Source organism: Geodermatophilus sp. CPCC 205761 (assembly GCF_051383655.1).
In the GTDB taxonomy this organism is placed as follows: Bacteria; Actinomycetota; Actinomycetes; order Mycobacteriales; family Geodermatophilaceae; genus Geodermatophilus.
In genome coordinates this window covers 73,826-91,781 of record NZ_JALPKQ010000002.1, presented here as the reverse complement: position 1 = coordinate 91,781, position 17,956 = coordinate 73,826, and the positions used below count along the sequence as shown (strand labels likewise).

Below are 17,956 nucleotides of genomic sequence, written 5' to 3'. Positions count from 1 at the left end.
GGGTCGTGGCAGCGACGTCGCAGCTGGTTCGGGACCACGAGGGCAGGCCCCCGTTCGTCGTCGGACTGCGGGATCTCGACGCGGGCGCCGTGGGCATCGCGGGGGGCAAGGCCGCGAACCTGGGCGAGCTCATGGGCGCGGACCTCCCGGTGCCGGACGGCTTCTGCGTGACCACCGAGGCGTACCTCGAGCTGACCGCGGTCGCCGACCTCACGGAGGTCCTCGCGGACCTGGCCGGCGTGGCGGCGGACGACCGGGACCGGGCAGTCGCGCTGGCCGGGCGCGCACGGGACCGGATCCTGTCCGTCGCCGTGCCCGCTCCCGTGGCGGACGCGATCGCGTCGGCCTACCGGGCACTGGGTGACACGGCGGTGGTGGCGGTCAGGTCCTCGGCCACCGCCGAGGACCTGCCCTTCGCCAGCTTCGCGGGGCAGCAGGACACCTTTCTCGGGATCGCCGGGACCGCGGCCGTGCTCGACGCGGTCCGCCGCTGCATGGCGTCGCTCTGGACGGACCGGGCGGTCGTGTACCGCGTCCGCAACGGCGTCGACCACGCCGTGACGCGGCTGGCCGTCGTGGTGCAGCGGATGGTGGACGCGGCCGTGGCCGGCGTGATGTTCACCGTCAACCCGGTGACCGGACGGCGCGGGGAGACCGTCGTCGACGCCGGCCCGGGCCTGGGCGAGGCCGTGGTCAGCGGCGCGGTCAACCCCGACCACTTCGTGCTCGACAGCAGGACCGGCGCCGTGCTGGAGCGGCGGCTGGGGGACAAGCGCCTCGTCGTCCGGACCCGCGCGGAGGGCGGGACCGAAGCGGTCCCCCTGCCCGCGTCCGACGCCCCCTGCGTGTCCGACGACCAGCTCCGCGCGCTGGTGCGGCTCGGCGACCGCGTCCAGCAGCACTTCGGGCGACCGCAGGACACCGAGTGGGCCATCGACGGGGCCGGCGGGCTGTGGCTCACGCAGGCGCGGCCGGTCACCACCCTCTTCCCGATCCCGGACGGCGATCCGGCGGAGGACGGGTGCCGCGTCTACTTCTGCTTCAGCCTGGCGCAGGGGTTGACCCGTCCGCTGACCCCGATGGGGCTGTCCGCGATCCGGGTGATCGGGTCGTCCGTCGCCCGGCTCTACGGCCGCCCGCCGGTCGACCCGGTCGCCGGCCCGCCGGGGGTCCGGGACGCGGCGGGGCGGTTGTTCTTCGACATCACGCCGATCCTGCGCAGCACCGCCGGCCGGGCCGTCTTCCCGCGGGTGCTCGACGTGATGGAGGCGCGCTCGGCGACGGTGCTGCGCGCGTTGTTCGACGATCCCCGGCTGTCCGTCGTGCACTCCTCGTGGTGGCCGGTCGTCCGGCGGCTCGCGTGGGTGGCGGCGCGGTTCGGCGTCCCGCTCCAGGTGGCGCAGGCCGTCGCCCGGCCGGCGGCGGCACGGCGGCGCCTCGCCCGCCTCGGCGAGCGCCTCCGGGAGCGCCCGGTGCCGCCGGCGTCCGCCGCGCCCGCGGACCGGCTGGACCACGTCGTCGGGCTCCTCGGCGACGCCGTCGTCCAGGTGGTGCCACGGGTGATGCCGCCCGCGGCGGCCGGCTTCGCGATGCTGGGACTGGCCGGTCGGCTGCTCGGGCCCGACCTGCGGCCCGGTGAGCTGGCAACCGTCCTGCGCGGTCTCCCGCACAACGTGACGACGGAGATGGACCTCGAGCTGTGGAGCCTGGCGACGCGGGTCCGGGCCGACCGGGACGCCGCGGCGGCGGTGCGGCGCGAGTCGGCCGGAGAGCTCACCCGGGCCCACCGGACCGGGGCACTGCCACCGGTCCTGCAGCACGGGCTGGCGGGCTTCCTCGAACGCTACGGCCATCGCGCCGTCGCCGAGATCGACGTCGGGGTGCCGCGCTGGGGCGAGGACCCGGCCCCGGTCCTCGGCGTCCTCGCCACCTACCTGCGGCTCGAGGACCCCGACCGGGCCCCGGACCGGGTGTTCGCCCGTGGCGCCGGAGAGGCCGAGGCCATGGTCGCGGCGCTGACGGAGCGGGCCCGGCGGCGCGGCCGGCTGCGGGGGAGGGCCGTGGGCCTCGCCCTGGACCGGGCCCGGCAGCTCGCCGGCATCCGTGAGCTGCCCAAGTCCCTCATCGTGGTGGTCCTCGCGCGGGTGCGGCAGCAGGTGCTGGGGATCGGAGCGGACCTGGCCGCCGCGGGCGGGCTCGTCTGGGCCGAGGACGTGTTCTTCCTCGACCTGGGCGAGGTCGCCGCCGGACTGGAGGGACGGGACCTCCGGGACGTCGTCGCCGGCCGGCGGGCGGACCACGACCGGGAGCTGCGACGCCGGCACGTGCCCCGCGTGCTGCTCAGCGACGGCACCGAGCCGGAGGCGCTCGTGGGTGTCGCGCCGGCGGCAGACGGTGCCCTCGCCGGCACCCCGGCATCCGCGGGGGTCGTCACCGGTCCCGCCCGCGTCGTCCTGGACCCCGGAACGGCGCACCTCGTGCCCGGCGAGGTCCTCGTCGCGCCGTCCACCGACCCCGGCTGGACCCCGCTGTTCCTCACCGCGGGCGCCCTCGTCATGGAGATGGGCGGGGCCAACTCCCACGGTGCCGTGGTCGCCCGCGAGTACGGCATCCCGGCGGTCGTCGGCGTACCGGACGCCACCAGCCGGTTCACGACCGGTCAGCAGCTCACGGTCGACGGGACCCGTGGCCTGGTCACGGCCGCCGTGGAGGAGGGCGGGCGCTGATCCCCGGACGCGGGCGGACGCGGGCCGACCGGCGTGTCGGCCGTGGTGGGTGCGCTTCTTTCCGCGCGCCCGCGCGGGAACCCCGTGACACCGGGGTCGTCCCGGCCCCAGCATCTGCCCTACTTGTCGCGGGGGTTGGCCCAGTCAGAGGCGGTTGGGCGGGGGTGGCGGTCGGTGACGGACCTGAGAACCGAACGGGCGATCGAGCTCGACCCTGCCGGTCCGTCCGACCCCCACGAGCAGCAGCCGGGCGATCCGCCGCCGGCCGCGTCGGGCGGCGTGGCGTTGACCCGGCTGATCGGCCTGGCCCGCCTCACCCCGCCGCAGGCCCTCGAGATCGGTGCCGGTGTGCTGGCGGAGGCGGCGCGGCGGGCGGAGCCGGACGGCGGGAGCCCGGACAGCGACCGGTTCGAGATCGGTCCGGTCGTCGTCGGTGCCGACGGGCGGGTGGTCCTCGGCCCCGGAGGACCGGGTGGTGCGGCTGTCGAGGCGGTGCTCGCGGACCTGGCCGGTGCCGCCCGGCTCCGCGGTCGCCGTCCGGATCCGGCCGCCGACCAGCTGCTGGACGCGCTCGACCGGGCCGGAACGCTCCTGCCGGTCTCCGGCGTCCCCGCGGTCGCCCGGATGCTGGGGGAGGCGGCCGGCGCCGTCGACCGCAGTGCGGTCCGCGCCGAGCTGGCCGCGCTGGTGGCGGCGATCGGCGGGGCAGCGGGGCCGGCCGCCGGGCCGATCAGGAACCCGTCCCCGGCCGTCCGAGCCGCCCCGGCGGGACTCGACCCCCAGGGGGCGACCCGGACCACGCGCCGCCGGATCGGCGCGTGGCTCCTCTCCGCACTGGTGCTCGCCGCGGTCGTCTCGGTGGAGGTCGCCGTCCTGCGGGACGACATCGCCGTCGACATCCGCCTGCTCCTGGACGCGGGGCGCAGCGGGTCGACGCCGTCCGCCGCGCCGGAGCCCGACGGCCCGCCGATCGTGCCACCGGCCCCCGCGGCGGCCGGCACCGTGACCGCGGTCGACCTGCGCCTCCTCGCGCAGTGCGCGCCGGGCGCGCCCTGCGACCTCCGGCTCCTGGTGCGGCTCGTCCCGGGACCCGAGCCGCAGGTGGTGACCTGGTCGTACCGGATCGTCGACCGCTGCACCGGGGCCACGGAGACCGCACCGGGCGGAACCGTCACCGTGCCGCCGGAGGGGGAGCGGGCCGTTGCTGCCGGCACCGTGCCGCTCCCGGCCCTGCAGGCCGTGGCGGTGGTCGCCGTCACCGACCTCCCCGCAGCCGCGGCCTCTCCACCGGTGTTCGCCGGCTCGTGCCGCTCCGACGGACAGTCCGGCTGAGCCCACGGGGGGTGCGACATGCCGATCACCGGACCCGCCGGGCCGCCGGCGCCGGGGCGGGAGAGCAGGGGCCGGACCCGGCAGCAGCGCAGGAACCGACGCAGCGGGGCCTTCGACCTGCTCGCGATCGTGGCCGCACTGACGCTGGTCGGGCTCGGACTGGCGAACCTGCACCTCATCGGCGCGACCGAGCTCGCGGCGCGGCAGGGCGTGATCGCCGCCGGCGGGGTGCTGGCCCTCATGGTGTTCTGGCGCGTCCGGGCCCGGTACCTCCGCGTTCTGGGCTGGGCCGCCTACGGCGCGGCCGTCCTCCTCGTCGGCGTGCTCACGGTCGGCCTGTCCGCGAACGGCGCCACCCGGTGGATCGCGATCGGCTCCTTCACCTTCCAGCCCTCCGAGCTCGCCAAGCTCGGGCTGCTGCTGGTCCTGGCCACCGTCCTCGGGTCGGGCCGGCCGGCGTGGCAGCGCTTCACGGCGGCCGTGCTGCTCTCGGTCGTGCCCATCGGGCTCACCGTGCTCCAGCCGGACCTCAGCACCACGACCCTGCTCGCGGTCCTCGCCGGGACCATGCTGGTGATCGGACGCGTGCCCGCGCGGTTCCTCCTGCCGCTGGCCGCCGCGGTGGTGATCTCCGCGCCGCTCATGATCAGCCTCCTGCGGCCCTACCAGCTCGTCCGCCTCGGCAGCTTCCTGGTCGGTGCCCACGAGTCCCCGACCGGCTCGGGCTGGGCCGTGCGGCAGGCGCACATCGCCGTGGGCTCCGGAGGGCTGTTCGGGCGGACCGACGACCCGCTCCGGGGCCTGCGTGCGCAGTACCTGCCCGAGCGGGAGACCGACCTGGCCCTGGCCAGCCTGGTCGGGCAGTGGGGCCTGGTCGCCGGCGCGGCAGCGGTGCTCGCCGCGATCATCCTCGTGTGGCGGCTCGCGCTGGCCAGCCGGGTGCCCCGCACGCCGCACGGCGCGCTCGTGGGCGGGGGGCTGGCGGTCCTCCTGGGTGTGGAGACCGTCGTCTCGGTGGGTGCCAACCTCGGGCTGCTCCCGCTCGCCGGCGTCCCGTTCCCCCTGCTCAGCTACGGCGGCACGGCACTCGTCGTGCACCTGGCCGCCATCGGGGTCGTCCTCGCCGTCCGCCGGGACGGCGCCCGCAGGCGGCTGTGGGCGCTGCCGAGCTGGCGCAACCCCCGGCCGCGGCTGATCAGGCTGGCCGCGCTCGGTGTCTCGGTCCTGCTGATCGCGTTCGGGGTCTACGGATGGCGGCTGCAGAGCACCCGTGGCGAGGCGCTCCAGGCGGTCGGCGACGAGCAGATGACCCGCTGCTTCCGGCTGCCGGCCGCCCGTGGCTCGATCACCGACCGGCACGACGCGCCGCTCGCCGTGAACGCCGTGGACGTCGGGGGCGGCGTCGACCGGGTGGTCGTGGTGCCCGCACTGGTGCGCACCCGGCCCGCCGACATCGACCGGCTGGCTGGGCTGACCGGCCGGCCGGTCGAGGACCTCGCCGCGCAGATCGGTGCGGCGGAGGGCACCACCCTGTCGCTGCCGGTGGCCGACGTGCCCCGCGACGTCGGCACCGCGGTCACCGCGGCCGGGATCCCCGGGGTGTTCGTGCTCCCGGAGCCGCGCCGCTGGTATCCGCAGGGGGCGCTGCTCGGGCCGGTGCTCGGCTTCGTCGGGGTGGCCACGCCCGAGGACGAGGCCCGCTGGCCCGGCCTGCCGTCGGGTGAGATCGTCGGCCGTGCCGGGCTCGAGCAGCAGTACGACGCGGTGCTCCGCGGGATCAACGGGCAGCAGTGCGTGTACGTGGACCCGACGGGCGTGCCGGTCGCGCTCGGGGAGCGGCGGGACCCCGTGCCCGGTGCCGACCTGCGGCTCTCGATCGACCTGGGCCTCCAGCAGCGGCTGGACGCCGGCCTCGCCGCGGCCGTGCGCGCGCAGCCGCGGCCCCGGAACAGGATCGGCGCCGCCGTCGCGATGGACCCGAGATCGGGGCAGGTCCTCGCCATCGCGAGCACGCCGTCGTTCGACAACAACGTCTACGGACCCCCGATCGACACCGGGGCGCTGCAGGCGCTGGCCGAGGCGCCGGGGTCGCCGCTGCTCGAGCACGTGACCCAGGCGGTCGCGCCGCCCGGGTCGACGTTCAAGCTGGTCGTGGCCGCGGCGAACCAGGCCCATCCGGTCTTCGCGCCGCACCGGGCCATCCCCACCGGGGCCAGCTTCACCTACGGCGGCCACACCTTCGGCAACTGGAAGCCGATGGGGCCGATGGACCTGGTGGAGTCGATCGCCATCTCCAATGACGTCTACTTCTACAAGCTCGCCGTCGCGCTCGGGGCCGAGGCGATCATCGACGCCGCCCGGGCGCTCGGGGTGGGCGCGCCGACCGGGATCGACCTGCCCGGCGAGTCCGCCGGCCACCTCGGCACACCGGAGTCCGCCGAGGCGGAGGGGGGCACGTGGTACGGCGGGTCCACCGTCATCCTCGGCATCGGCCAGGGCGACCTGCAGGTCACTCCGCTGCAGAACGCCCGCTGGACCGCCGCCGTCGCCACCGGGAGCACGGTCACCCCCCGGCTCGGCATGGCGATCGGGACGGAGGGAGCCGCGTACACCGCGCTGCCGGCGCCGGCCGCGACGCCGGTGCCGTTCGCCGCCGAGCTGGGGCCGGTCCGCGAGGGGATGCGCAGGGCCGTGACGGCCGGTACCGCGACCCGGCTGGCGGACCTGCCCGTGCCCGTCGGTGCGAAGACCGGCACGGCCCAGGACGGCGGCCTCCCCGAGGGGGAGTACGACAACTGGATCTCCGCCGTGGCCCCCATGGACGCTCCCGAGAACGTGCTGACCGCCATGGTGCAGGGCCCGGGAACGGGCGGGAACAGCGCGCGGAACGTGGTGGCCGACGGCCTGCGTCACTACCTCGACCACCGGCCGGAGGTCCTCGGCACGGGGCCGGTGCAGGCGCTCTGACGGTCGTCAGCCGCGGCCGTAGGCCGCCAGCAGCGGACGGTTCCGCAGCGCCCGGGCGGCGCCCTCGGCCACACACGTCGTGGGGTTCTCGGCGAGCTTCACCGGGAGGCCGAGACCCCGTTCCAGCTCCCCGGGGAGGCCGTCGACCCGGGCGGACCCGCCGAACACCAGGACGCCCTCCGCCAGCACGTCGGCGATCGCCTGCGGTGGGAGGTCGTCCAGGCACGCGGTGAGGGTCCGGACGATCTCGTCGGTGATCGGCCGCACGGCGTCGGCCACCTCGGGGGACTGCACGGTGGCCAGCCGCGGCCGCCCGGTGGCGGCGTCGCGGCCCTGCACGACGAGCGGTCCGTTCTCGTCCGCCGACGAGCGGATCTTGAGGTCCTCCGCCTCGAGCTCGCCGACGTGGAGGTGGTGCTGCTCGCGGAGGTAGCGGGACACGGCCAGCGTCATCTCGTCCCCGGCCAGCTTGCTGGTCCGGTGGGCGAGCACCCCGCCGAAACAGAACGCCACCGCCTCGGCGGTCCCACCCCCGACGTCGACGACCATGTGCACCCGCCGCTCCAGCGGGTCGATGCCGCAGCCGACGGCACCGGCGATCGACCCGTCGAGTGCCGTGACCGGGCGGAGGCCCGCCTCGTCCGCGGCTTCGAGGAGCGCACGACGCTCCAGTGCGGTGGAACCGACGGACACACCGATCACCGCGCGGATCGGGAACTCCCAGACCCGCCGTCCCGCCTTGTGCAGGACCGAGCGCAGGTACAACCGGGCCGTCTCCAGGTCCGTGACCACCCCGTCCTCCAGCGGCCGGACCGCGCTGAAACTGGCCGAGGGGGCGCGACCGACCAGATCGGCCGCGTCCTGGCCGACGGCGAGCACCCGTTCCCGGCGGCTCCCGCCCCGGCGCAGCAGCATGACGGACGGTTCGTCGAAGACGATGCCCCGTCGCGCGTCGCTCACGACCGTGGTGGCGGTGCCGAGATCGATGCCGAGTCCCACCGAGTGCCCTCCTGACCGCCGGGCTGCCGCACCAGTCTGGGGGCGGCACCGGTGCTCGGTCCAGAGCCGCCGTCGCCGTCCGGAGCGAACTGCGCGCTGTCCGCCCCTCCTCCCGTCGGGCGCGGAGGCGAGGTCCGGGCACGGGGGCTGACGCTCGGTGCCCTCCCCGGTGAGGAGAGTGATGCCCAGCCGTCCGGTCCGGGCCCGTTCGGCGACACGCACGGGTCGGCACGAGCCCTGCCGTCGGGCCGTGGATCCTCGGTCGCCATGACGGGCAGGCGTGGACTCCTCGACCTCGGGATCCCCATCGTCACCGCGGTGACCCGGCTGGACTTCCTGAGCCGGCGGGACAGCGTGGCGGCGGTCCAGCGGCCCGCCGTCCGGCCCGTGCACTCCTGGACCGACCACCTGCGCGGGCAGGTCGAACCGCTGGAGCTCGAGGAGTCCCTGGAACTGCTCGACCTCGGCGTCGTCGTCGCCCGCCAGGCCTACGACGCGCAGCACCGGGGCATCCGTGCCGCCCTGCGCGCCGGGGCCTCGTGGGAGCGGATCGCCGCGGTGCTCGGGACCACGCCGCTGACCGCGTGGAACGGCCACCAGCGGTGGATCGAGGAGCAGGTCGAGCTCTTCGAGCTCACCGGCCGGGACGGGCTCGACGACATCGGCGCGGTGGAGGCGCTGGAGCTGGCCGGCGCGCGCCCGGTCGGCCTCGGCCACGCCGCGCGAGCCACCGGTCGTGATCGGGCGCCCGGCCCCGGCTGACGTCCGGCACGCCTATCGTGGGTGGGGGAGGCGCCATGGTGGCCGACATCAGTCTCTCCGACCGGTTCACGGTGCCGGGCCGGTACTGGCACCGGCTCGACGACGGTCGCGTGCAGTGCGACGTCTGCCCTCGGGAGTGCCGGCTCCACGAGGGCCAGCGCGGCCTGTGCTTCGTGCGCGGCCGCGTCGACGACCAGGTCGTGCTGACCTCCTACGGCCGGTCGAGCGGCTTCTGCGTGGACCCCGTCGAGAAGAAGCCGCTCAACCACTTCCTGCCGGGCAGCGCGGTGCTGTCGTTCGGGACCGCGGGGTGCAACCTGTCCTGCCGGTTCTGCCAGAACTGGGACATCTCCAAGTCCCGGGAGATCGAGCGGCTCTCCGACGCCGCCGGCCCGGAGGACATCGCCACGGCCGCGGAGCGGCTGGGCTGCCGCAGCGTCGCCATGACGTACAACGACCCGACGATCTTCCTCGAGTACGCGGTGGACGTCGCCGACGCCTGCCGGGCGCGGGGGATCAGGGCCGTCCTGGTCACCGCCGGCTACGTGAACGACGACGCGCGGCGGGAGCTGTACGCGCACGTCGACGCCGCGAACGTCGACCTCAAGGCGTTCACCGACGACTTCTACCGGCGGGTGTCGGCCGCGCGGCTGCAGCCGGTGCTCGACACCCTCGTGTACCTGCGGCACGAGACCGACGTGTGGTTCGAGATCACCACGCTGCTCATCCCGGGGCACAACGACTCCGACGCGGAGATCGGCGCCGAGTGCGCGTGGATCGCCGAGAACCTGGGCCTCGACGTCCCGCTGCACTTCACCGCCTTCCACCCGGACTTCAAGATGCGCGACGTCCCGCCCACCCCGCCGGCCACGCTGTCCCGCGCGCGGGGGATCGCGCAGCAGCACGGGCTGCGCTTCGTCTACACGGGCAACGTGCACGACGCCGACGGGGGCCGCACCACCTGCCCGGCCTGCGGGGAGGCCGTCGTGGAGCGGGACTGGTACGTCATCGGGCGCTACCGGCTCACGGACGAGGGTCGCTGCGCCTCGTGCGGCGCCGCCGTCCCGGGCCGCTACGACGGGCCGGTCGGCCGGTGGGGAGCGCGGCGGCTGCCGGTGTTCCTGGCCGGGAGCTGACCGGTGCGCGTGCGCCCCGCCGCGGTCGCCGGCCGGTTCTACCCCGCTGATCCGGGGGAACTGCGCGAGCTGGTGGACCGGCTGCTCGGCGAGGCCCCCGGCCCGACGGGGGCGGTGCGACCCGCTGCCGTGGTCGCGCCGCACGCCGGGTACACGTACTCGGGCGCGGTGGCCGCGACCGCCCACGCGCAGGTCGCCGGCGCAGCGGACGCCGTCACCCGGATCGTGCTGCTGGGGCCGGCGCACGTCTTCCCGCTCGACGGGATGGCGGTGCCGGCCGTCGACGCCTTCGCCACGCCGCTGGGCGCCGCGGCGGTCGACGACGACGCCCGGACGGCGGCCACGGCGCTGCCCGGCGTGGTGGTGGACGACCGGCCGCACGGCGGCGAGCACTCCCTGGAGACGCAGCTGCCGTTCCTCCAGCGGGTCCTCGGTGCCGAGGTGCCGGTGCTGCCGGTGCTGGTCGGCCGGGCGCTGCCGGAGTCCGTGGCGGCGGTCCTGACCGCTCTGCTCGCGGTCGACGGCGCCCTCGCCGTCGTCTCCACCGACCTCAGCCACTTCCTCGACGAGCGCTCGGCCCGCGAGCGGGACCGGCGCACCGCCGGGGCGGTCCTGGCCCGGGACGCCGCAGCCCTGCGACCGGAGGACGCCTGCGGCTACCACCCCCTGCGCGGGCTGCTGCACCACGCCGCGGCGCGCTGCCTGACCGTCGAGCTGCTCCGCCTGGCCACGTCCGCGGACAGCGGAGCGGACCGCGCCCGCGTCGTCGGGTACGGCGCGTTCCTCGTGCACGGGCGGCCGGAGGACGAGGCGCCGGCGGGCCGCCCGCCACTCAACCGCGCAGTTCCGCGTTGAGCCGTGCGGCCTGGCGCGTGAGGTGGTCGCGCTCGGGCAGGTCGGTCGCCTTCCGGGCGGCCTCGGCGTAGAGCCGTGCCGCGGTGACCGGGTCGCCGTTCCGCTCGTGCAGGTAGGCCGCGACGGCGGCGTGGCGGGGCAGCGCGGGGTCGAGCTCCGCCAGGGCGGCCAGGCCGACCCGCGGACCGTCGGCCTCACCGATCGCGACGGCCCGGTTGAGGCGGGCCACCGGACTGTCGGTGAGCCGCACCAGTTCGTCGTACCACTCGACGATCTGCACCCAGTCGGTCTCCTCGGCCGTCCGGGCATCGGCGTGCAGGGCGGCGATGGCGGCCTGGGCCTGGAACTCGCCCAGCCGGTCGCGGGCCAGTGCTGCCTGGAGCACCTCGACGCCCTCGGCGATCAGCCGGGTGTCCCACAGGCTGCGGTCCTGCTCGGCGAGGGGCACGAGGCTGCCGTCGGGGCGGGTCCGTGCGGGCCGCCGCGCGGAGTGCAGCAGCATGAGGGCCAGAAGGCCCGCCACCTCCTCGTGGTCGATCCGGGCCGCGAGCTGGCGGGTCAGCCGGATCGCCTCGGCGGCGAGGTCGACGTCGCCGGAGTAGCCCTCGTTGAAGACCAGGTAGAGCACGCGCAGCACCGTGGCGACGTTCCCGGGCCGGTCGAACCGGACGCCCGAGACGGTCCGCTTGGCGCGGCTGATGCGCTGGGCCATGGTCGCCTCCGGCACGAGGTAGGCCTGCGCGATCTGCCGCGTGGTCAGGCCGCCGACCGCGCGCAGGGTGAGGGCGACGGCCGAGGCCGGGGTCAGGGACGGGTGGGCGCACAGGAAGTACAGCCGGAGCGTGTCGTCCACGTCCTCGGCCGGCCCGGGCTCCGGCTCGACCTCGACCAGCACCTCGCGCCGCCGTCGGGAGGTGTCGGCGCGGGCGGCGTCGAGGAACCTGCGCCACGCGACCGCGACCAGCCAGCCCTTGGGGTCCCGCGGCGGGTCGTCCGGCCACACCCGCACCGCTTCGACGAGGGCGTCCTGGACGGCGTCCTCGGCCGCCGCGAAGTCGGCTCCGCGGCGGCCGAGGATCCCGATGACGGTGGGGGTGAGGGTCCTCAGCAGGGCCTCGTCCACCGGGCCGTCACTCCGTGATGGTCGGCGGCGCGTGCAGGAACGGGCGCAGCTCGAGCCACTCGTGGATCGGCTTCCCGCCCGCACCGGGAGCCGCGGACAGTTCGCCGGCCAGCTCCACCGCCCGCTCCTGGGTCTCCACGTCGATGACCATCCAGCCGGCGATCAGGTCCTTGGTCTCCGCGAACGGGCCGTCGGTGACCGGTGGCCGCCCCTCGCCGTCGGAGCGGACCCACATGCCGTCCATGGAGACCGCCTGACCGTCGACGAACGCGCCGGTGCCCTCGAGCCGGGCCGCGAAGTCCTGCATGTACTGGATGTGGGCGGTGACCTCCTCCGGCGTCCACTGGTCCATCGGCACGTTGTTGACCGGCGCCGGCGCGCCGCGGTAGTGCTTGAGCAGCAGGTACTTGGCCATCGTGTTCTCCTCGGTGCGGTTCGGCCCAGTGTGGCCGTGGCACTGCGGGGACGGAGCCGCGCCCGGGTTCTCGACATCTTCGACGGAGTTCTCTCGGCGGACTCCGAGAACTGCGCGCGCTGCCGGTGTCATCGACCGCGGGGGAAGAACGGGCGGAGTGCGAACGGGGGGCGGAACGGCGTCCAGGTGCCCTCGGCCATCCCCAGCCGGTCGGCCAGCAGCCACAGGACCCCCGGGTTGCAGGCGAGGCCGAGATGGCTGCCGCGCACCTCGACGTTCTCCCGCCGAGCGCGGACCTCGTACCGGCACGACGACCAGGGCACGATGCCGTCGGCCCGCGTGTAGACCGACGTCGCGGGCACGCGCAGTGAGCCGCGCTCGGCCCACGGCCGGGGCATCGCCGCCCCACCGGCGAGGAGGCCGGTGGCGCCGTCGACGATCCCCGAGGCCGTGCGGACCCAGGGAGCCCAGCGCACCACCGGCGTGCCGAGGGTGACCAGTCCGCGGACGCTGCCGGGCGCGGCTCGGGCCAGCTCCTGCGCGTAGAGCCCGCCCAGACTCCAGCCGACCAGGCTGACCCGCCGTCCCGAGGTCCGGTGCAGCCGCTCGAGGTGGGCGCGCAACGTGGAGACGACGCGGCCCGTCGGGCCCCGGTTGAGGCCCAGGCTCCACCCGGACACGTTGTGGCCGAGGGCGCGGAGCGCGGTCCGGAGCACCAGGGTGGCGGGGTCGCCGGTCATCAGGCCGGGCAGCACCAGGACCGGGTGGCCGTCACCGCGGCGGGCGGCCGCGAGCACCGGCCAGGTGGCGACGAGGGCGGCGAGGTCCAGTCCCGCGCGCGGCGGCTCGGTGAGCAGCGCGGCCCGTGAGGGGAGGCGCTTGGCGGCAGGCACCCGGACAGCATCCCCGGCGGCGCCCGGCCGCCGCCGGCTGGCCCCCTGAGCAGACCTCAGCCTCCGCCGGGCGGGGCAGGCGAGGCGCGGTACCAGGCGCCGAGGCGGGCGAACCCCTCGTCGAGGGACACGGCCGGCCGCCAGCGCAACGCGGTTCGGGTCCGTCGCTGGTCGAACCAGTGCGCGGTCGCCAGCTGCTCGGCCAGGAAGCGGGTGAGCGGAGGAGTCGTGCGTCGCCGGGTCGCCGCCCAGACTCCCTCGACAGCGGCACCGACGCCGTAGGCCGCCCGGAACGGCACCCGCCCGCGCGGCCCGCGGACCCCGGCCGCGACGCAGAGCCGGGAGAGGACCTCGGCGACCGGGCGCGGCTGCCCGTTCGAGACGACCAGGGCCTCGCCGTGTACCGGTCCGCACGCGTCCACCGCGGCGATCAGGGCCGCTGCGGCGTTGTCGACGTACGTGGTGTCGATGAGGGCCGCGCCCGAGCCGATCACCGGCAGCCGCCCGGCGCGGGCCCGCTCGACGATGCGTGCGACGAGCTGGGTGTCCCCGGGCCCCCACACCAGGTGGGGCCGGACGACGAGGACGGCCAGGGCGGGGGAGTCCGCCGCCAGCGCATCCGCCTCGGCCACCGCCTTCGAGCGGGAGTAGCGCCCGCGGGCACGTCCGGCGTCGGCCGGCCCGGCGCCGACCCCGGCCAGCGCCGCCCCGGCGTGCGCCACCGACGGGGACGACACGTGCACCAGCCGGCCGGCGCCCGCGGTCCGGCAGGCGTCGACGACGGTGCGGGTGCCCTCGATGTTGGCGTGCGCGTACTCCGCCCACGGCCCGGTGACGTCGACCTTCGCGGCCAGGTGCAGCACGGCGTCCTGGCCCCGGGCGGCCCACCGCACGACGGCCGGATCGGCTACGTCCCCCAGCACCTCGCGACACGGCAGGCCGGACGGGCGACGCTGCAGCACCGTCACCTCGTCGCCGCGCTCGAGCAGCCCGGTGGCGGTGGCCCGCCCGAGCATCCCGCTGGCGCCGGTGACCAGGACCCTCACGGTCGGCGGAGGCGCCGGGGCGCCCCGGCCAGGACCCGCGCGGCCCGGCGGGCGAGCTCGCCCCGGTCCACCTTCGACTGGTGGCGCACGTCCACCGGCAGCCGCGGCGCGAGCAGCACCGCAGCGACGTCGACGCCGGCGACCGCCCGGACCGCGTCGGCCGTGTCCGTGCCGGCGAGGCGCAGGCGGGTGCCCCGGCCACGGGACCGGACGGGGCTGCCCGGGGTCCCGGACGGGACGACGACGAGGACGACGACCTGCGCCCCGGCCGGCCCGACGGCGACGGCCGCGGCCGCCGAGCTGCCGGGCAGCGCCTCCACCCGCTGCTCGATCCCGACGGGGGTCACCGGTCCGGCAGCCGTGGAGATGACGTGCGCGAGGCGCCCCTCGATCCAGAGCCGGCCGTCCGCGTCCAGGTGCCCGACGTCGCCGGTCCGGTGCCAGCCGGGGTCCCGGGACGTCGCCCGCTCGAGTGCCCACAGCGCGTCGTAGCGGTCCTTGACGTGCGCGGCCTGCACGCAGACCTCGCCGGGAACGCCCGGCCGGTCGGTGAGCGGGCCGTCGGCGAGCCCCTCGGCCGACAGCGGGCTGATCCGCACGGCGACGCCGGGCAGCGGCCGGCCCACGCAGACGCCCTCGCCGCCGCCGGCCGCCTCGATGCCGGACAGGGAGACGTCCGTGACCGGCAGGACCTCGGTCATGCCGTACGGCGTGTGCGGGTCGGCGGTGGGGAGGACCGCCCGCAGCGACCGCAGCAGGGACGCCGGGACGGGTGCGCCCGCCGACATCAGCAGCCGGATACCGCCCAGCGCCTCGCGCTGCCGCGCCGAGAGGTCCCCGACCGTGGCCGCGACCCGCCGCAGCGCCGCGGGGGAGGCGAAGACGACGGTCGCGTCGACGGCGGCCGCGGCCTCGGCGAGCGCCGCCGCGGTCAGCGAGCCCGGCTGGGTCACGTCGACGTCCGGGACCGCCGACCCGATCCCCAGTGCCGGGCCGAGGATCGCGAAGGGGGCGAACGCCGCGACCAGCCGGTCCCCGGCGGTGAGGCCGTAGGTGGTCCGGACGAGGTCGATCTGGGCGGCGGCCTGGCGGTGCGTGTAGACGACGCCCTTGGCCGGGCCGGTGGCCCCGGAGGTGAAGAGGACGGCGCAGTCGGCGTCCACCGGGCACTCGGCGGGTGCGGGTGCGGACCGGCCGAGGGCCGCCAGCTCATCGAGCGTGTGCGCGGCTCCCAGGGCGGCCGGCGTGGCCCGGCCGGTCACCCCGGTCCGGCCGGTCCGCCCGGCGAGGATGCGGGACCCCGGCAGGCCCATCAGGCGTGCCGCCGCCAGGCCCGCACGGCTGCCGACGACGTGGTCGACCGCCGCGCTGCGCAGGGCCCGGCGCATCCCGGCGATCCCCAGCCCCTTGTCCGCGACGACGACGACGGCACCGGCGCGCCACACGGCGTACACGGCGGCGGTGAGGTCGGCCGACGGCTCGACGAGCATCGCGACGCGCTGCCCCGGGCGGATCCCGGACGCGGCGAGCCCGGCGGCCAGGTCCGACACCCGGTCGGCCAACCGGGACCAGGTCACGGTCGCGCCACCGACCTCGACGATCGCCGGTGCGTCGTCGTCGGACCGTTCCTGCAGGGCCGACCAGAGCCGGCGTCCGGCGCCGTCGGTGGTCGCCGTCGCCCGCCGGCCGGCGGGGGCGGCGTCGAGGTCGGCCACCCACTGCACCACGGCGTCGGCGTACTGCGGAGCGTCCTCGGGCAGCAGGTGTGAGGCGCCCTCGTAGCGGTGCAACCGGGCCCGGGGCAGCCGGCTGCGCAGGTCGGTGAGGTACCGCTCGCCGAAGACGGGGTCGCGGGGCCCCCACAGCAGCAGGGCCGGGACGTCCAGCGTGCGGATGCCCTCGGCGACCGCCTCCTGGACCGGGCGGGACGGGTGGTCGGGCGCGAAGGGGATGTCGGCGACGAAGTCACCGACCGACCGGCGGCGCGCCCGCGACCGGTAGGGGGCGGCGAAGGCGCCCCGGACGTCGGCCGGGAGGGCCGGCCGGGACAGGGCCGTCGTCGCCCGGACGAACACCGGGGTGCCGACGGTGACCGCCGCGCGCACGCCGGGTGCGGAGGCCAGCCGGATGAGGGCCGGCCCCAGGTCGCCGTCGGGCATGGCGACGGCGGTGTTGGCCAGCACGACGCCGCGCAGGCTCTTGCGGTGCTGCAGGGCCCAGCCCAGGGAGATGGCGCCGCCCCAGTCGTGCCCGACCGTGACCACCGGGCCGGTGACGCCGAGCGCGGCCGTGAGGTCGTCGAGGTCGGCGAGGCGCTGCTGCAGCGACCGCGGCCCGGGCAGCCGGTCGGACCAGCCCATGCCCAGCTGGTCGGGGGCGACGACCCGCCAGCCGGGCGGTGGAGCGGCCAGCAGCCGGCGCCACAGGTAGGACCAGGTGGGGTTGCCGTGGACGCACAGCAGGGTGCCGGTGGGGTCGGGGACGCCGTTGTCGAGGACGTGCCAGGTGTGCTCGACGCCGGTGGAGTCGGCGACGGTCACGAGACGGGACCACGCGGGGTCCAGGCCCGGGAACGCCGGCGGGAGGCGCGCCGGCCCCGCCGTCACCAGGCGATCTCGAGGCACGAGGCGTTGAGGCCCGAGCCGATGCCCATGAGCAGCACCCGGTCGCCGTCGACCAGCGAGTCCTGCTCGACGGCCAGCGTGAACGGGACCGACGCGGGGCCGAGGTTGCCCCGCGTCGGGAAGGTGGTCGGAACCAGCGACGGGTCGATCGAGAACCGGTCGCACATCGCCTTGGTGTGCACCTTCGACACCTGGTGGACGATGTAGCGGCTCATGCCCCCGGCCCAGTCGAACTCCGACCCGGCGTCGGCCCAGAGGTCGGTGGACAGCGCCAACCCGGCGTCGAGCAGGCCCTTGAGGTCGGTCTGCATCATGTCGTTGTCGCCGACGCACAGCTCGTGGTGCTCGGTCCCGGCCCGGCTCACCGACGCGACCAGCCGGTGTCCCTCCGGGTGCCGGTCGGCGCGGCCCAGCACCATGGCGACGGCGCCGGAGCCGAGGGTCAGGGTCGCGAACTGTGCCAGCACGTCCCCGGACGTGGTCTCCGGTCGGTTCAGCCGGTCGATGGTGCGCTCCTGGACCGGCCGGGAGTCCTCGCCGTTGACGATCAGGGCGTGGTCGACCTGCCCGGACTCGATCATGGCGGCGGCCAGTTCCATGCCGTTCACGAACCCGAGGCAGGCGTTCGTGACGTCGAAGTTCCGGCACGAGCGCGGGAGGCCCAGCGCGTGGTGCACCGCGACCGCGGTCGAGGGTTCGAGGTACTTGCGGCTGACCGAGGTGTTGATCATCACGCCGATCCCGGCCGGGTCGACCCCGCTCTCGCTGATGGCCTTCGCGCCGGCCATGGCGGCGCCGTCGACGAACGTGACGCCCTCGGCCCACCACCGGCGCTGCTGGATGCCGGCGAGGCGCTCGAGCAGTCCCGGCCTCAGCCCCACCCGCCGGTAGGTGTCGACGAGCACGTCGTCGAAGGAGTCGGAGCTGACCACCCTCGTCGCGTCCGCGATCTGCACGGTCAGGACAGCCGTGTTGGTGAACCGGTGGTTGGCGCTGCCGCTCATGTGGAGTCCGTCCTCGAAAGGGCTGACTCCCGCGCCGCCCTGGTCCACCAGGCGTTACCCGACCTGGACACTGC

The 17,956-nt window shown here is 76.3% G+C and carries 13 protein-coding genes; 6 read left to right on the top strand and 7 right to left on the bottom strand.

Going from position 1 to position 17,956, the window contains the following annotated elements; genetic code table 11:
• The first annotated feature begins 5 nt into the window (after positions 1-5).
• The 3 genes from MY526_RS01940 to MY526_RS01930 all read left to right on the top strand — a co-directional run bounded on the left by MY526_RS01940 (position 6) and on the right by MY526_RS01930 (position 7,025).
• Entirely contained in the window at positions 6-2,726 is a 2,721-nt protein-coding gene (locus tag MY526_RS01940; protein WP_436703114.1) for a PEP/pyruvate-binding domain-containing protein, read from the top strand.
• Between the two features lie 174 nt (positions 2,727-2,900).
• Positions 2,901-4,058: a hypothetical protein gene (locus tag MY526_RS01935; RefSeq protein ID WP_436703113.1), complete on the top strand. Its 1,158-nt coding sequence runs from the start codon at positions 2,901-2,903 to the stop codon at positions 4,056-4,058.
• An 18-nt stretch (positions 4,059-4,076) separates the two neighbouring features.
• Positions 4,077-7,025, top strand: a complete 2,949-nt coding sequence (locus tag MY526_RS01930) for an FtsW/RodA/SpoVE family cell cycle protein (RefSeq protein WP_436703112.1) — start codon at positions 4,077-4,079, stop codon at positions 7,023-7,025.
• A gap of 6 nt (positions 7,026-7,031) precedes the next feature.
• Here MY526_RS01930 and MY526_RS01925 read toward each other — a convergent pair whose 3' ends face one another.
• The gene (locus tag MY526_RS01925; protein ID WP_436703111.1) at positions 7,032-8,024 is read right to left on the bottom strand and encodes a rod shape-determining protein; all 993 of its coding nucleotides are present in this window, start codon (positions 8,022-8,024) and stop codon (positions 7,032-7,034) included.
• 267 nt (positions 8,025-8,291) lie between these two features.
• Here MY526_RS01925 and MY526_RS01920 point away from each other — a divergent pair, with 267 nt between their 5' ends.
• Genes MY526_RS01920 through amrB form a run of 3 tightly spaced genes read left to right on the top strand, consistent with a single transcriptional unit; the run spans position 8,292 to position 10,777 of the window.
• The gene (locus MY526_RS01920; RefSeq protein WP_436689540.1) at positions 8,292-8,786 is read left to right on the top strand and encodes a hypothetical protein; all 495 of its coding nucleotides are present in this window, start codon (positions 8,292-8,294) and stop codon (positions 8,784-8,786) included.
• Between the two features lie 35 nt (positions 8,787-8,821).
• A complete protein-coding gene (gene amrS / locus MY526_RS01915; protein ID WP_436703110.1) occupies positions 8,822-9,922 on the top strand; it encodes an AmmeMemoRadiSam system radical SAM enzyme in 1,101 nt (366 codons plus the stop codon).
• A gap of 3 nt (positions 9,923-9,925) precedes the next feature.
• Positions 9,926-10,777, top strand: a complete 852-nt coding sequence (amrB, locus tag MY526_RS01910; protein WP_436703109.1) for an AmmeMemoRadiSam system protein B — start codon at positions 9,926-9,928, stop codon at positions 10,775-10,777.
• Here amrB and MY526_RS01905 read toward each other — a convergent pair.
• The 6 genes from MY526_RS01905 to MY526_RS01880 form a co-directional block, all read right to left on the bottom strand.
• Positions 10,755-11,900: an RNA polymerase sigma factor gene (locus MY526_RS01905; protein WP_436703108.1), complete on the bottom strand. Its 1,146-nt coding sequence runs from the start codon at positions 11,898-11,900 to the stop codon at positions 10,755-10,757. The two genes, amrB and MY526_RS01905, sit on opposite strands and share 23 nt — an antisense overlap.
• A 7-nt stretch (positions 11,901-11,907) precedes the next feature.
• A complete protein-coding gene (locus tag MY526_RS01900; RefSeq protein ID WP_436703107.1) occupies positions 11,908-12,315 on the bottom strand; it encodes a YciI family protein in 408 nt (135 codons plus the stop codon).
• Positions 12,316-12,443: 128 nt separating this feature from the next.
• The gene (locus MY526_RS01895; protein WP_436703106.1) at positions 12,444-13,208 is read right to left on the bottom strand and encodes an esterase/lipase family protein; all 765 of its coding nucleotides are present in this window, start codon (positions 13,206-13,208) and stop codon (positions 12,444-12,446) included.
• Between the two features lie 56 nt (positions 13,209-13,264).
• The gene (locus MY526_RS01890) at positions 13,265-14,254 is read right to left on the bottom strand and encodes an NAD-dependent epimerase/dehydratase family protein (RefSeq protein WP_436703105.1); all 990 of its coding nucleotides are present in this window, start codon (positions 14,252-14,254) and stop codon (positions 13,265-13,267) included.
• Entirely contained in the window at positions 14,251-16,794 is a 2,544-nt protein-coding gene (locus MY526_RS01885; RefSeq protein WP_436703104.1) for an alpha/beta fold hydrolase, read from the bottom strand. The genes MY526_RS01890 and MY526_RS01885 overlap by 4 nt, the downstream gene beginning before the upstream one ends.
• Before the next feature lie 62 nt (positions 16,795-16,856).
• Positions 16,857-17,882 carry a 3-oxoacyl-ACP synthase III gene (locus MY526_RS01880; protein WP_436689555.1) on the bottom strand — a complete coding sequence of 342 codons (1,026 nt, stop codon included), beginning with the start codon at positions 17,880-17,882 and terminating at the stop codon, positions 16,857-16,859.
• Positions 17,883-17,956: the final 74 nt, after the last annotated feature.

Excerpts from the sequence above, each read along its gene's own strand:
- MY526_RS01920 (WP_436689540.1), top strand. The coding sequence starts at position 8,292 with ATGACGGGCAGGCGTGGACTCCTCGACCTCGGGATCCCCATCGTCACC.
- amrS (WP_436703110.1), top strand. The coding sequence starts at position 8,822 with ATGGTGGCCGACATCAGTCTCTCCGACCGGTTCACGGTGCCGGGCCGG.
- MY526_RS01900 (WP_436703107.1), bottom strand. The coding sequence starts at position 12,315 with ATGGCCAAGTACCTGCTGCTCAAGCACTACCGCGGCGCGCCGGCGCCG.
- MY526_RS01880 (WP_436689555.1), bottom strand. The coding sequence starts at position 17,882 with ATGAGCGGCAGCGCCAACCACCGGTTCACCAACACGGCTGTCCTGACC.
- MY526_RS01930 (WP_436703112.1), top strand. The coding sequence starts at position 4,077 with ATGCCGATCACCGGACCCGCCGGGCCGCCGGCGCCGGGGCGGGAGAGC.